9 protein-coding genes and 1 CRISPR repeat array are annotated in these 15,834 nt (G+C 39.5%); of the genes, 6 read left to right on the top strand and 3 right to left on the bottom strand.

Going from position 1 to position 15,834, the window contains the following annotated elements:
* Positions 1-89: 89 nt before the first annotated feature.
* The 3 genes from VB693_RS15260 to VB693_RS15250 all read right to left on the bottom strand — a co-directional run bounded on the left by VB693_RS15260 (position 90) and on the right by VB693_RS15250 (position 1,417).
* Complete coding sequence (locus VB693_RS15260) at positions 90-365, bottom strand: hypothetical protein (protein WP_323267005.1); 276 nt, start codon at positions 363-365, stop codon at positions 90-92.
* 82 nt (positions 366-447) lie between these two features.
* Positions 448-834, bottom strand: a complete 387-nt coding sequence (locus VB693_RS15255) for a DUF2358 domain-containing protein (RefSeq protein WP_323267004.1) — start codon at positions 832-834, stop codon at positions 448-450.
* A gap of 4 nt (positions 835-838) precedes the next feature.
* Positions 839-1,417, bottom strand: coding sequence for a hypothetical protein (locus VB693_RS15250; RefSeq protein WP_323267003.1), 579 nt, complete (start codon positions 1,415-1,417; stop codon positions 839-841).
* A gap of 285 nt (positions 1,418-1,702) precedes the next feature.
* On the opposite strand from VB693_RS15250, the gene VB693_RS15245 reads away from it, so the two are divergent.
* The 6 genes from VB693_RS15245 to VB693_RS15220 all read left to right on the top strand — a co-directional run bounded on the left by VB693_RS15245 (position 1,703) and on the right by VB693_RS15220 (position 15,650).
* Positions 1,703-3,106, top strand: coding sequence for a hypothetical protein (locus VB693_RS15245; RefSeq protein ID WP_323267002.1), 1,404 nt, complete (start codon positions 1,703-1,705; stop codon positions 3,104-3,106).
* A gap of 427 nt (positions 3,107-3,533) precedes the next feature.
* On the top strand, positions 3,534-6,023 hold the full coding sequence (gene ppsA, locus VB693_RS15240; protein WP_323267001.1) for a phosphoenolpyruvate synthase: 2,490 nt from the start codon (positions 3,534-3,536) through the stop codon (positions 6,021-6,023).
* Positions 6,024-6,360: 337 nt separating this feature from the next.
* Positions 6,361-9,290: a CRISPR direct-repeat array (repeat unit 37 nt; unit sequence ATTGCAATTTCACTTAATCCCTATTAGGGATTGAAAC).
* A gap of 311 nt (positions 9,291-9,601) precedes the next feature.
* Positions 9,602-11,098 carry a dolichyl-phosphate-mannose--protein mannosyltransferase gene (locus VB693_RS15235; protein WP_323267000.1) on the top strand — a complete coding sequence of 499 codons (1,497 nt, stop codon included), beginning with the start codon at positions 9,602-9,604 and terminating at the stop codon, positions 11,096-11,098.
* Positions 11,099-11,506: 408 nt separating this feature from the next.
* Entirely contained in the window at positions 11,507-13,804 is a 2,298-nt protein-coding gene (locus tag VB693_RS15230) for an ATP-binding protein (protein ID WP_323266999.1), read from the top strand.
* Positions 13,758-14,204 (top strand): response regulator, encoded by a 447-nt coding sequence (locus VB693_RS15225; protein ID WP_323266998.1) that lies wholly within the window; start codon positions 13,758-13,760, stop codon positions 14,202-14,204. The genes VB693_RS15230 and VB693_RS15225 overlap by 47 nt, the downstream gene beginning before the upstream one ends.
* 291 nt (positions 14,205-14,495) lie before the next feature.
* Positions 14,496-15,650: a hybrid sensor histidine kinase/response regulator gene (locus VB693_RS15220; RefSeq protein WP_323267049.1), complete on the top strand. Its 1,155-nt coding sequence runs from the start codon at positions 14,496-14,498 to the stop codon at positions 15,648-15,650.
* The last annotated feature ends 184 nt before the right edge of the window (positions 15,651-15,834 follow it).

Here is a 15,834-nt window from a genome sequence, read left to right as displayed (position 1 = left end):
GAGAATTGTTTACATTTATTTACGCTATTTCTATTATCAATGCTTTTGGGGTTTGGGGCATTGGACAAGGGGTATTGGGTATTGAAGATTTATTTATCTTGGGGATTAGACTGCAATAGTTGATCTAGTTTGGTTTCGATTTCTGAGAGTTTGTTAAGAATTGTAGGGCGATCGCCATCTACGGAAAGTAACAGGTTAAATATGCCTTCTTGTACCTGGGTTAATCTTTCTACTGCTTTTTGCAGTTGGATCATGCCTTCGCGGAGTTCTTGCCGTTCTTCTCGTGTGTCTGCCATATCGTCTAACATGGCTTGGATTGTTTTAGCGTTAGCTTCTATGAGTTGTTTGAGTTCTTTATCGGCCATAGCGATCGCTCTTTTGGTTTCAGTATATTATTGATCCTGTTTTGTATGTGAGATTGGGTAAATACTCTAACTTAAACTCGATTTACTTATGGTTAGAGATTATGTGCTGTTTCAACACGTCTAGACGAGAACAGTGCCAATAATCAATGTGAGAAACTATCAAGCCATCTGAGTTAAGTCCTAGTTCACTCCAACCAGAAATAGAGATGCGCGGTTTCCAGGGTAGGGGAGTATTCCAACTCAGTGTCCATTCGGTTTTGATGGTGTCTCCCAAGGGTTGAATATCATGTACATCCATCCGACAATTTAAAAACCAAGTTTTGATGAATTTAATCATCTGTTTGTAGCGGTTAACACCACGAAAACTATTTAACGGATCTTGAAAATAAACATTGGCGGCATAAATGCTGTAGGTTTGATTGTCTGGGAAGCTTTGATAGTCCTGTTTGAGGGTTTCGATGATGTCCATGTGATTATTCTGGGTGAGATTCTATTTCATGCCATAGACGTTCTAGCTGCCGTTGCCAAGCTGCTAAAACTTCTTCTCTTGCGGCTGCCGTTTGGTTAATTTCTCCTAACAATCCTTCTGCATAGAACCGTTCTAGGGTTTGCATTGTGGCTTGCAGAGATTGTCCTTGTTGTTTTGCGGCTTGCACAATCTGCCGAATGCGATTTTCGATGAGGCGATTGAAGACATCGTTTAAGCCTGCGGTATGTAAGGATATGAGTCTAGCGATCGCATTTTTCAAATCATCTCTCATCAAAGTACCGCTATGATGCTGATATACTCCCCACATCACGTTGTCATACAAGGCATAGCGGACTTCTTGGGTGTCATCAAAGTTGGCTGATAAAAACTCTGCTAAGAATGGTTGCGCTTCTTGTAATGGCACAATCGGTAATAAAACCCGCAACCAATTGCTATCTTCTGACAGCAATACCAACAGTCTAAATGTAGATGTGTCTATCTGCCAGGAGCAAGATGTGATCTCTTGTACATTTGCTGTGCTAAATAATTCGGTCAGAGTCCCTGCAATTTCTTCAGGTGTCATAGTTTTTTGAGCTTTTAGCCTCTAGGGTAATGCTATTACTTTTCTGGATACATCAGCTGATTATTGAACTTGTTCTACTACTTTCAGTTAAAAGTTTAAATTAATCCGGATAAGAGCAATTTTTGTTACCAACTTATGGTTATGCTGGCGATCAAGCTTTGAATGTAAGCGACTGCTTATACCAAATCTCTGTGAGGCTTCACTGTATTAACCTGCAAGCTAGTTAAGAACATCTTCATAAAGAAATAGTATCAGCACCGATTCCCAAAATAATTGCGTTTTCTCATGAATTTTATTAATTTTGATTTTATTTTTACCTTTATTCTGCCACAACTGATATACGCAACTTTCGTTAGTGTAGTTATTGGGGCTGTAGTTGGCGGTATTATTGGGCTGATTATGGGAAAAAGCTCCCACCGCATGAAAGATACTCTATTTCCTGCAATGTTGGGTTCGTTTTTCGGTATGATGCTGCTGGCAATGATACCTATTTTTGCTAGTCCAGATACTTATATAGGAGGGCCTTTTGGTGGGCTGGCGATAATGTTGAAGTTCATTGTCGTAGCACCATTAGGTTCGATTATTGGCGGTGTGGTAGGTGGGATTTGTGGACTCAAGCTTTCTCCCCAATTTAAGTCCCGTTTTATTCTGATTGCAGTAATTTTCACATACAGTGTGATGTTGATTTCAATGTATGTGACCTTAGCACCTGCACCTTTTCAATTTGTGAAATCTAGTGGACAGGAGCAGAATTTTCTTCCTACCATCGGTAAGATTATCGGCTATGAGCAGAAATTTGGCTTATCTTCTTACGAAGGCATTCGTTGTTTGGGATTTACTCGTGATGGCAATAAACTAGTCATTGCTAATTCCGGTGATCTGAGAGTTTGGCAAATAGATCCAGGTAAATTACTGAACACCTTTCCAGGCCCACCGGACGGCAATACAACTCTTAATGATCTCATAGAAGCGATCGCTATTACTCCCGATGGTAAAACTCTAGTCACAGCCGCACCAAAACAAATACAAATCCGGGAACTAGCAACAGGTGACATTCTCCAGAGGCTGGAAGGTTCTGAGTTAGTCAAGCTGACTCCTGACGGTAAAACCCTCATCGGCTTCCACAAGGGAGATCAAGCTACAGCAGATATAGGGGTTTGGGAACTCAGCAGTGGTAAATTATTGCGGACTATGCCGGCTAACATTGAAACTTTGGGTTCAGGCTATCCTGTGGATATCACTCCAGACGGTAAAACTGTAGTCGTTGCCAATAGTTCCTACAGCAACCAGATAGAAATCTCGGATATTAATACAGGTAAGCGTTTGCAATCTTTTGGTGATAACAAAGGCGATCGCATCAACACATTAGCCGTTACACCCGACGCTAAAACCCTCATAACTGCCCAAGAAGAGAATCTCCATATCTGGGACATAACAACAAAAAAAGTGGTGCGAATTATCCCGAATGTCGGCACAGTCAATACCTTGTTAGTTACGCCAGATAGTCAAACACTGATTAGCAATGGTAGTTCCTTAAATATCTGGCAAATTAGCACGGGTAAAAAATTGTTAACTTGGCAAAAACCAAAGGGAATCACCATTTCTCAAGTAGCACTTAGCCCAGATGGTACGACCCTTGCTGCCACGGATAACCAAGGGGTTAGGTTATGGAATTTAGCTGTTAAGTAGGGAATATACTGAGTTTTTCAGTCCAAGTGCAGGCTAGGCAAAAAAATCAAATAGGAATCTGATAGGAATTTAGCAATTTAACTTTTTATCAAAAATTGGCATTGTGACAAATTGTTAATCTATACCTCTATCTAAAGGGATAAATTATTGAAAAAAATGAATTATATTGCGCGATAAACCAAAACCTAGTTTTTTTTGTTATGGTGATCCCAAAGAAAATATTCAATACACTAACAGCATGAAAACACGATCCCTCGTGTCAATATGGCTGTCAATTTCCAGATAAAAAAAACTAAGTCAAAAAAATAATATCAATTCTCCAAAAAAAAGATTAAACATGAAACTCTGAGTCTTTAGAGTTTCATCCGTCTCTCTTAATTACGAATTACGAATTGATATTAGATCATCAATTTGGGAGGTAATATTTATGGTTACAGTATTTCATAGCACTGTGCCTCAATTTGCCAAGGAGAAATCACTTGTTCTCTGGTTTGATCAAGTTGGGATTACGGATATAGCTTTAGTTGGTGGAAAGAATGCGTCTTTGGGGGAAATGATTCAGCAACTAACATCCAAAGGCGTGAATGTACCTACAGGATTTGCCACTACAGCTTATGCTTATCGTTACTTCATCCAGTCGGCGGGGTTGGAAGCCAAGTTAAGAGAACTATTTGCTGACTTGGATGTAGAAGATGTCAAAAACTTACAAGCAAGAGGAAAACAGGCGCGATCGCTCCTGATGAACACACCATTTCCTTTAGAATTACAAAAGGCGATCGCTAGAGCCTATGAAAGTTTATGTGAATTGTATAACCCCAACACAGATGTAGCAGTTCGTTCTAGTGCTACCGCCGAAGACCTCCCCGATGCTAGTTTTGCAGGACAGCAAGAAAGCTATCTGAATATTGTTGGTGTAGAAGCATTATTAACAGCCTGTCATCAATGTTTTGCTTCCCTATTTACAGACCGTGCTATCTCTTACCGCCATACCAAAGGATTTGATCATTTTAGCATTGCCCTAGCTGTGGGTGTACAGAAAATGGTGCGTTCTGATTTAGCTACCTCTGGGGTGATGTTTTCTATTGACACCGAAACAGGGTTTAAAGATGCTGCTTTAATTACAGCTGCTTATGGCTTAGGAGAAAACGTTGTCCAGGGGACAGTTAACCCCGATGAATATTATGTTTTCAAACCAACATTAAAAGCAGGTTTTCGTCCCATTATTGATAAAAAATTGGGCAGCAAAGAATTAAAAATGGTCTATGATCGAGGTACTAAATCTACTAAAAATATACCTGTATCTAATTTAGAACAAAATCAATTTGCCCTGAGTGATGAAGAGATTTTACAACTAGGGCGTTGGGCTTGTTTAATTGAAGACCATTATTGCCAAGTCCACGGTATTTATACGCCGATGGATATTGAATGGGCAAAAGATGGTATTACCAATCAACTATTTATAGTCCAAGCCCGTCCCGAAACAGTGCAGTCGCAGAAGAACGGTAACGTATTGCGGAGTTATCGGTTGGTATTGGGGACTGGAGACTGGGGACTGGGGACTGGGGAGAAAACTAGCCAAATCTCTACTCCTCAATCTCTACACCCCTTAGTTATTGGAAGGGCGGTTGGGGAAGCGATTAGTCAAGGAAAAGCACGGGTGATTTTAGATGTTAAACAAATACAAGAGTTCCAGGCTGGGGACGTTTTAGTTACAGAAAGAACTGACCCCGACTGGGAACCCATCATGAAACGCGCCAGTGCAATTATTACTAATTCTGGGGGACGTACCTGTCATGCAGCAATTATTGCACGAGAATTGGGTGTACCTGCGATCGTTGGTTGTGTTAACGCGACGGAAGTTTTAACAACTGGTCAAGAAGTGACGGTTTCTTGTGCGGAAGGGGAAGAAGGCAAAGTTTATGCAGGTTTATTACCTTTTGAAGTTAAGGAAGTAGCTTTAGAAAACTTACCTCATACCCGGACTCAGATTTTAATGAATGTCGGTAATCCCCAAGAAGCTTTGAGTTTATCTGCAATTCCTAATGATGGGGTGGGTTTAGCGCGGACTGAGTTTATCATTGCCAACCAAATCCAAATTCATCCTCTGGCGTTGATTCACTACGACAAATTAGAAGATGCAGACGCAAAAGCCAAAATTGCTGCTATCACCGCCATGTATGATGATAAACCCCAGTATTTTGTCGATAAATTAGCCCAAGGGATAGGTAGAATCGCCGCCGCCTTTTATCCCAAACCTGTGATTGTGCGAATGTCAGATTTTAAGAGTAATGAATACGCCAACTTAGAAGGTGGTAGACAATTTGAGCCAAAAGAAGAAAACCCCATGCTCGGCTGGCGGGGTGCAGCACGATATTATGATGAGGGCTACAAAGATGGCTTTGCTTTAGAGTGTCAAGCCATCAAACGAGTACGGGAAGATATGGGTTTAACCAATGTCATCCCGATGATTCCCTTCTGTCGCACTCCTGAAGAGGGACTGTTAGTTTTAGCAGAGATGGCAAAAAATGGGCTAAAACAAGGTGTGAACAACTTGCAGGTGTATGTGATGTGCGAGTTGCCTAGTAATGTAATTCTGGCGGAACAGTTTGCGGAGATATTTGACGGGTTCTCGATTGGTTCTAATGATTTAACTCAGTTGACACTAGGATTAGATAGAGACTCAGCTTTGGTGGCGCGACTATTTGATGAACGCAGTCCGGCTGTGAAGCAAATGGTCAAAATGGCGATAGAAGCAGCTAAAAAACACAACCGCAAAATCGGCATCTGCGGACAAGCACCCAGCGATTACCCAGAATTTGCTCAGTTTTTGGTAGAACAGGGTATTGATTCTATTAGTCTCAATCCTGATTCTGTGCTAAAGACAATGTTAGAGGTGGCGAAGGTGGAACAGAGTTGAGGAACTAGGAATTTTAGATTTTAGATTATTCAATCCAAAATCTAAAATTGCGAATCCAAGATTAAAAGGCTGGGGATTGGCTGAAAATTTAATTAGTTTTTTCGCTAAATGCGCGGATGGGTAGGTGTTAGAAATCTAATTAGAAAGACAATGGCTGAATTGCCCTCGGTACAAGAGTTTGAAGCAATCCTAACCACCGAAACACCCGCGCTCCTTACCCAGACTTGATTTCAGCAATTGATAGCCAATTTAATTAATATGGTTTATGCTATATGTTATCGCGATCGCGCATCTGAACCTTGAAAATCAAATACTGACTAGCTTTCCAGCTACCGCTATTGCAATTTCACTTAATCCCTATTAGGGATTGAAACGGTTAAGCTTTTATTATCAAATTGATTTACTTTTATTGCAATTTCACTTAATCCCTATTAGGGATTGAAACTTATTTATCAATTGGCTAAACAAGGACTAATACATTGCAATTTCACTTAATCCCTATTAGGGATTGAAACTTAATGGTGTGCCTATGAGTCTTGATACCAATATATTGCAATTTCACTTAATCCCTATTAGGGATTGAAACGATTGTGCAACTCTGGCGGAATCTTGGCAGCCACTAAATTGCAATTTCACTTAATCCCTATTAGGGATTGAAACTCTGTGCTTGGCGTGGTTTCGCCGGCAGTTCCCCAAATTGCAATTTCACTTAATCCCTATTAGGGATTGAAACGGTTGGTACTTTGGAATATACAAAACTACCTAAAATTGCAATTTCACTTAATCCCTATTAGGGATTGAAACTATATAGTGAGTATAATTACTTATTATCTATCTCTAATTGCAATTTCACTTAATCCCTATTAGGGATTGAAACGGGGTACGCAATAATAAACAATCTTTTTCTTTGGTGATTGCAATTTCACTTAATCCCTATTAGGGATTGAAACCCAGTTATCAACGACATCCACGCCATTACAACTGAATTGCAATTTCACTTAATCCCTATTAGGGATTGAAACCTGTATTGTAACGTTCGCTTGTCCGAATTTAGTAATTGCAATTTCACTTAATCCCTATTAGGGATTGAAACCAGCAAACTTTAGCTATGTGATTAATTAATAAAAGATTGCAATTTCACTTAATCCCTATTAGGGATTGAAACAAGCTGCCAAAAAATACCACCCTGATGCAAAAGGTAATTGCAATTTCACTTAATCCCTATTAGGGATTGAAACTTGACTATTCGTACTAATTCCCCTCGCCACTGGATTAGGCGAATTGCAATTTCACTTAATCCCTATTAGGGATTGAAACTTACAAAGGATATGAGGAAGTTTTGGAAGGGGTGATTGCAATTTCACTTAATCCCTATTAGGGATTGAAACGAAATTCAGAGGCTGATAACTGAAGCAACTGAGCTTATTGCAATTTCACTTAATCCCTATTAGGGATTGAAACACCTTGGATCAATGCAGACTCAGCGATCGCTGATTGCAATTTCACTTAATCCCTATTAGGGATTGAAACCAGCCATCTCCCATCTCCTAGCTCGCACCTCTTCATTGCAATTTCACTTAATCCCTATTAGGGATTGAAACAAAGTAGTAGAAAAAGTATTCCAGGAAGCCTACATATTGCAATTTCACTTAATCCCTATTAGGGATTGAAACGTGTCTGCCCCAAGATTTGCGAAAGAAAAGTCCTTGCAGAATTGCAATTTCACTTAATCCCTATTAGGGATTGAAACAATTCGCCTCAACTTGTACAAAGTCCCTGGGAATAGAATTGCAATTTCACTTAATCCCTATTAGGGATTGAAACAGAATTTTTAGTTATTGAGGTTACAGCGAAGGGAATTGCAATTTCACTTAATCCCTATTAGGGATTGAAACCCCTTTCTTGTAGAAGCCGGGAAATGTAAGCATCATTGCAATTTCACTTAATCCCTATTAGGGATTGAAACCTCCTTTTTATTGATACCAATCAAGATCGAAAATTGCAATTTCACTTAATCCCTATTAGGGATTGAAACTTAGAAGGACTAGCAGCTTCTGCTGCCCCATTTGATTGCAATTTCACTTAATCCCTATTAGGGATTGAAACTCATTAACTAGCAATGAAACCGATATTGAAACCGAAGGCAAATTGCAATTTCACTTAATCCCTATTAGGGATTGAAACAAGCCAATCAAAGGAACTAACCGCAGAACAGAAGCTATTGCAATTTCACTTAATCCCTATTAGGGATTGAAACCCAATAATTTCATTTATTCCTTGGTAATCTCCCCAATTGCAATTTCACTTAATCCCTATTAGGGATTGAAACAGAACTATTACACCGATTGTCAATCCTACTATTAATTGCAATTTCACTTAATCCCTATTAGGGATTGAAACTAGAAGCTGCTAGAGCCGCTCTCAATGCTAGAAATATTGCAATTTCACTTAATCCCTATTAGGGATTGAAACAACACGATAAAGTGACTTTACTGTAATTTCAGTAATTGCAATTTCACTTAATCCCTATTAGGGATTGAAACTGTCTCGCGGACACGAGCAATTTCATACTGACCAAATTGCAATTTCACTTAATCCCTATTAGGGATTGAAACATGTATTACCCCTTTGCAATGTTCCAGTTGTCGCATTGCAATTTCACTTAATCCCTATTAGGGATTGAAACCCCAGATATTTGTCCCACTGTGACGGCTAACTTGATTGCAATTTCACTTAATCCCTATTAGGGATTGAAACCAATGGGGCTGGAAGCACTACTTTTAGATTGTCTGATTGCAATTTCACTTAATCCCTATTAGGGATTGAAACTTTGTGTTGGGTGTAATCCCACTTCCCTATCAAATTATTGCAATTTCACTTAATCCCTATTAGGGATTGAAACAATGTCTGTAGCTGTTGCAGAATAAACAACAATCATTGCAATTTCACTTAATCCCTATTAGGGATTGAAACTTAATTGGTCGGCTTTAAATGCTCCAATGGGCTTATTGCAATTTCACTTAATCCCTATTAGGGATTGAAACGGAAATATCGGTTAGCCCAGCTAAGATGTCTACAATTGCAATTTCACTTAATCCCTATTAGGGATTGAAACATGCAGAACAAGCGCGTGTCATCCGCAAGTACATCATTGCAATTTCACTTAATCCCTATTAGGGATTGAAACTGGTTTGGGGCGTGTTTTTGATTACCCAATAAGCTAGAGCCAAATTGCAATTTCACTTAATCCCTATTAGGGATTGATTTTCCATTAGTCCGCACAGGCGGACTTAGTTTGTATAGCCGCGACTTCCAGTCGTTCTGGTTTAGTGCTTGCCTAAATGTATCAAGATTCAAGTAAAAGGGTATAACTACCAGTGCAATCCGTTATGCTTAACGCTGATATTCAGCAGCGATCATTAACTGCACACACCAGAACACATGAAAACGAAGATGGTCGGGATAAGTTATAGTTCGTAGTGGGTAGCTCATTGCGTATAGCAAGTATGATTAAGGACTAAAGTCCTTACTACAAACGTTAATAGAGCAACTCAAGAGTGACTAATAACTAATGAGTAATGACTAAGAATTGGTATCGAATTGGGTTGATGGGGATATTTCTGCTATCTCTCACCCTACGTTTTTGGGGATTAGATAGATTTAATACTTTGGTATTTGATGAAGTTTATTATGCTAAGTTCGGTCATAACTATCTTACCCATATACCATTTTTTGATGGTCATCCACCTTTAGGTAAGTATATGATTGCCTTGGGAATGTGGCTTGGTAGTCATGTTCCTTTTTGGCAAGAACCACTAAATGGACTGACAGGTTCTTTGCGATCGCCTTGGAGTTATCGCTGGATGAATGCTTTATCTGGCTCGTTTATTCCTATTATTATCGCTAATATTGCTTATCAATTAAATTACCGTCGCAGCTTTGCTTTACTAGCAGGTCTATTCACCGCTTTAGATGGTATATTAATTGTAGAATCGCGCTATGCTTTAATTAATATTTATATAGTTTTGTTTGCATTATTAGGACATTTGTTGTTTTTATTAGCATTAGCCAAGCAACAAAAACGTCAATTATATTTAGTGTTAGCAGGTATAGCTTTTGGTGCTTCCTGTGCTACAAAATGGAACGGGCTATTTTCTTTATTTGGTATCTATGTCATTTGGAGCTTCAGTTGGATATACCAATTACTTACGCATAGAAATCAAACCAGAGATATTATAAAAAATTTATTTACGTTTAATATAAATAATTCATTTAACCAGCAGTCAATTAATCTTTCCCATCTTTTACCAATACAAAAGCTTACGCAAATTAACTTTTGGCAATTTATCTTGTCTTTAGGTATTGTTCCCGTGGCTGTCTATAGTATCCTCTGGATTCCTCACCTGCAAATCAATCCTAAATATGGATTTATAGCAGTACACAAGGAAATTTTAGAATTTCACGAAAAACTGGGTGGTAATTCTCCTACAGTCCATCCCTACTGTGCTGCTTGGTACAAATGGCCTTTGCTGACTCGACCAATGGCTTATTATTATCAGACAACGCAAAGTATAACTGATCCTTTACCTGTATTGGGGCCTCCCTTACCTAGAGGTACAGGAAAAGTTATCTATGATGTTCATGCGATTGGCAATCCTTTTTTGTGGTGGTTTGCTTTCGCATCTATATTATTTCTGCTGGGGATGCTATTAACGCCTGTTGTGATTCCTGTCATCAAACAAAGACGCTTATCTTTACCTGAAAATATTTCTACTGACAGTTGGATAGCGTTATTTTTAGTCGTAAATTATGCTGTCAACTTACTACCTTGGGTAAAGGTAACAAGGTGTGTTTTTATCTATCATTACATGACATCTGTCGTATTTGCATTTTTAGCGATCGCCTGGTTTGTCGATCAATGTCTACACAGTTATCATCGATCACTCCGAGCTATAGGCATCTCTATTTCTTTCATCATTATCGCCGCTTTTGTCTTCTGGATGCCGATTTATTTAGGTTTACCCCTTTCACCTGAAGGTTATCGATTACGGATGTGGTTTAGTTCTTGGATATAAGCCCAAAAGACACTTGTTGAGACGCGGTTAATCACAGCTACAAATAGTTTACATAGCTAAACATAATCTGCTTAATCAATCACTTAAGTTTTCACATTTCTTATCTCTGCATATCATTAGTGCCTGTTAGACTGTAAAACGCAGGCAGTCTAGAAATCAACTGCCGCCAACTTACTGAGGAGTTAACAATTAGTAATCTGAAAACGTTACCTAGCGTAACAATAGCAGAACTAAAGGGCAAATTAACCAAAAATAGATGATCACAGTAGAGAATTTTATATTTTTATATTTCTCATGCAATCTATCTAACAATTGCTGATTTTTTAACTATAGAAATATCAGAATAGTCAAAATTTGCCATTGACTATAATTTTGATGACCTCAGACAATAAAAGAGGATAGTTAGTTATGACCATAAGCTTAGAAATAGCAGATATTAATGTCACAAGGTTAAAAGAAGCTCCAATTCATCTTTCTAGTCAAGTTCAACCTCATGGAGTGTTGCTCGTCTTAGAAGAACCTGATCTGAAAATATTACAAGTTAGCAACAATACCTGGGATATTTTAGATATTAATGCTGAATCTGTTTTACAGAAAAAACTAGAAGACTTACTCGATTCATTTCAAGTTGAGCGAATCAAAGCTGGATTATTAGAAGGTAATATCGAATTTATTAATCCGACAAAGCTGTGGATGCGGAAGAAAGGCGATGATTACGTAGTTTTTGATGCAGTATTTCATCGCAATTCTGAAGGATTTTTGATTTTAGAGTTGGAACCTGCTATTTCTCAAGAAAATATTCCTTTTTTAAGCTTTTATCATCTAGCTAAAGCTTCTATTAATGAGTTAGAAAGAACGGCGAATCTGCGAGATTTCTGTCAGATAATTGTGCAAGAAGTCCGCAAAGTGACAGGTTTCGATCGAGTGATGTTATATAAATTCGATGATGATGGACATGGTTCTGTCGTCGCAGAGGAAAAAATCGCCACCTTAGAACCATATTTAGGACTGCACTATCCAGAATCAGATATTCCTAAACCCGCGAGAAAATTATTTATTTCTAATTCTATTCGGCTGATTCCAGATTCTCAGGCTGAAGCTGTACAGATGTTACCAGTGAAAAATCCGGTAAGCGATCGCCCGCCTGATTTAACTAATTCTATCCTCAGAAGTGCCGCTTCCTGTCATTTGGATTACTTACACAATATGGGTGTAGGTGCTTCCTTAACTATTTCTTTGATTAAAGACCAAAAACTTTGGGGATTAATTGCTTGTCACCATCAATCCCCTAAATATGTTTCTTACGAATTACGCAAAGCCTGCGAATTTCTAGGACGAGTAATATTTGCAGAACTTTCAGCCAGAGAAGAAACTGAAGATTACGATTATCGAATGAATCTCACCCATATTCAATCATTGTTGGTTGAATATATGTCCCAAGAAGACAACTTTATTGATGGTTTAGTTAAACATCAGCCTAATCTTTTAGATTTAACCAGTGCGAAAGGTGCGGCTGTGTGTTGTGGTGACCAATTTACTTTAATTGGTGAGACTCCTAAAGAAGAAGACTTAGTTTTTTTGGTGCAGTGGCTGAAAAATAACGTCGAGTCAGAAATTTTCTCCACCGATTCACTACCACAAGTTTATCCAGATGCAGAAAGGTTTAAAAACGTGGCTAGTGGGTTGTTAGCCATTCCCATTTCCCATCGTAATTATGTATTGTGGTTTAGACCAGAAGTGATTCAAACAGTTAATTGGGGTGGTGATCCTCACAATGCTTTTGAAGTTAGCCAATCTGAGGGGAATGTGCGCCTCTGTCCCCGGAAATCCTTTGAACTGTGGAAAGAGACAGTCCGCCTCACCTCATTGCCTTGGCGATATGTAGAAATTAAAGCCGCGCTAGAATTGAAAAAGGCAATTGTCAATATTGTCCTGCGCCAAGCCGATGAACTAGCACAGTTAGCGCAAGACTTAGAACGTTCCAACGCCGAACTGAAAAAGTTTGCCTACGTTGCTTCCCATGATTTGCAAGAACCGCTTAATCAAGTAGCGAATTACGTCCAATTATTGGAAATGCGCTATGAAGAAAAGCTAGATGCAGATGCGAAAGAGTTTATCAACTTCGCAGTTGAGGGAGTCAGCCTCATGCAAACATTAATTGATGATGTCTTAGCATACTCCAAGGTAGACACCCAAGCGATCGCTTTTCAACTAACGGATGTAGAAACCCCACTAGAACGAGCATTAGGCAATTTACGCCAACGCATTGTCGAAGCCAAGGCTACTGTCACCCATGACTCCTTACCCACAGTCATGGCTGGTAGCACCCAACTCATGCAGCTATTCCAAAACCTGATTGCTAACGCCATCAAATTCCGCAGCGACAAACCACCCCAAATCCACATCGGTGCAGAAAGATTAGACGATGAATGGTTATTCTCAGTCAAGGATAACGGAATTGGGATTGATCCACAATTTAGCGATCGCATTTTTGTGATCTTTCAACGTCTGCATACACGAGACGAATATCAAGGTACAGGTATGGGTTTAGCAATCTGTAAAAAGATTATCGAATGTCATCGGGGACGCATTTGGGTAGAGTCACAACTTGGTAAGGGTGCGACCTTCTACTTTACAATTCCAGTTGGAGGCCGAGAGCGTGAGCGTAGAAACGGAAGAAAAACTCAAAACAATATTTTTAGTTGAGGATAACAAAGCTGATATTCGCCTTATCCAAGAAGCGTTCAAAAATAGCTCAATCCCACACCAAGTGGTTACAGTCCGGGATGGTATGGACGCTATGGCTTATCTTCGCCAAGAAGGTGAATATACTAATGCGCTACGTCCAGATCTGATACTGTTAGATTTGAACCTACCTAGAAAAGACGGTCGAGAAGTATTGGCAGAAATTAAAGCTGACCCCTTACTCAAACGCATTCCGGTAGTAGTGCTGACAACTTCGAGAAACGAAGATGACATTTTTCACAGCTACGAACTGCACGTAAACTGCTACATCACCAAATCTCGCAACCTTAGTCAACTGTTCCAAATTGTCAAGGGAATTGAAGAGTTTTGGCTGTCTACAGTTACGTTACCACCGGAGTAGGGGTATAGGGGTATAGGGGTATAGGGGTATAGGGGTATAGGGGAGGGGTGTAAGGGTGTAAGGGTGTAGGGGTGTAGGGAAGAATTTGTAATTTTCCACTCACAACTCAAAACTCAGCACCGGCTAAACGCCGCGCTACCGCTAACAGCACTCAGCACTCAAAACTCAGCACTCAGCACTCAGCACCGGCTAAACGCCGCGCTACCGCTAACAGCACTCAGCACCGGCTAAACGCCGCGCTACCGCTAACAGCACTCAAAACTCATTCCCAGGAGGTGAACCCAGAAGATGATAGTTGGACATTCAGTAAAAATTCTATTAATTGAGGACAACATAGCAGAAGCGAGGTTATTACAAGAATATTTGCAGCAAGCTGAATTCAAACAATTTCTTCTGGTTCATGTGAAGCGATTACGGGAAGCACTCAGCGAACTTAGTCACACTAGTTATGATGTGATTTTACTAGACCTTACTCTGCCTGACAGTCAAGGTCTATCATCTCTGTCTTTGTTGATAAAGCAAGACCCTAGTGTACCAATTGTTGTTCTAACTAATACTAATGACGAAGATTTAGCAATTGAAGCTGTGCGACAAGGAGCGCAAGATTATCTAGTCAAGCGACAGGTAAATGTTCATGTTTTGGTGCGGGCTTTATGTTACGCAATTGAGCGCAAGCAAGCATTGGAAACTTTACGAATCCTCAATAAATCTCTAGAAAATCGTGTTGAAGAACGCACGGCTGAACTGGTAAAAGCTCAAGAAATTAACCAGTTTAAAGCCGAGTTTGTCTCTATGCTTTCCCATGACATTCGGAATCCCTTAAATACTATTCTTTTAGCTGCTGGATTGTTACAAAATCATGAAGAAAAATTAAGTCAAGAAAAAAAACACTCTCACTTACAAATGATTCGTTCAGCAATCAAAAATATGGCACAGCTATTAGATGAAGTGTCATTAATAGGTAAAGCCGATTCTGGTAAACTTCAGTGTGACCTGATTGCTATGGATTTAGAAGCGTTTTGTCGTCAAATAGTAGAAGAAGCGCAGTTATCTATTAAAGATAAGCATCTCACAGTGATTTTTAACTGTCATCAAAAATTAGAACCAGTATTATTAGATGAAAGCTTACTGCACCACATTTTGGGTAATTTGCTTGGTAATGCTATTAAGTATTCACTACCCGGTGGTATAGTTAATTTTGAATTATTTGGTCAAGAACACGCGGTAATTTTTAAAATTCAAGACTGGGGTATTGGCATTTCCCCACAAGACCAAAAGCATTTGTTTCAGCCTTTCCATCGAGGAGAGAATGTTGGCGGAATTGCTGGTACTGGTTTGGGTCTATCAATTGTCAAAAAATGTGTTGATGCTCACCAAGGAGAAATTTTAGTTAATAGTGAAGTAGGCGTTGGAACAACTGTTTCCGTCATATTGCCTAGGGAATAGGAGAAAGGTGACAGGGGATAATGTTTTTAGTATTGAAATAACGCGATGTGCAACTTATTTTTGAAACCCCTCTCCATAGCTTGCTTCTCTTACGTTCCCTGCGGGACGCTGCGCGAACGCGTAGCGTGTCGTAGACAGAACAGACGCTACCGCGAACCCGCAGGGTACCTCTCCCCTACAAGGC

Origin of the sequence: Anabaena sp. UHCC 0399, from assembly GCF_034931465.1 — a bacterium.
GTDB classification, from domain to species: domain Bacteria; phylum Cyanobacteriota; class Cyanobacteriia; order Cyanobacteriales; family Nostocaceae; genus Trichormus; species Trichormus minutissimus.
This window is presented reverse-complemented; position numbering and strand designations above follow the sequence as displayed.

Bases quoted from the DNA above. Each gene is read 5' to 3' on its own strand.
- VB693_RS15260 (WP_323267005.1), bottom strand. From the start codon at position 365: ATGGCCGATAAAGAACTCAAACAACTCATAGAAGCTAACGCTAAAACA.
- VB693_RS15230 (WP_323266999.1), top strand. From the start codon at position 11,507: ATGACCATAAGCTTAGAAATAGCAGATATTAATGTCACAAGGTTAAAA.
- VB693_RS15245 (WP_323267002.1), top strand. From the start codon at position 1,703: ATGAATTTTATTAATTTTGATTTTATTTTTACCTTTATTCTGCCACAA.
- VB693_RS15250 (WP_323267003.1), bottom strand. From the start codon at position 1,417: ATGACACCTGAAGAAATTGCAGGGACTCTGACCGAATTATTTAGCACA.
- VB693_RS15255 (WP_323267004.1), bottom strand. From the start codon at position 834: ATGGACATCATCGAAACCCTCAAACAGGACTATCAAAGCTTCCCAGAC.
- VB693_RS15235 (WP_323267000.1), top strand. From the start codon at position 9,602: ATGACTAAGAATTGGTATCGAATTGGGTTGATGGGGATATTTCTGCTA.
- ppsA (WP_323267001.1), top strand. From the start codon at position 3,534: ATGGTTACAGTATTTCATAGCACTGTGCCTCAATTTGCCAAGGAGAAA.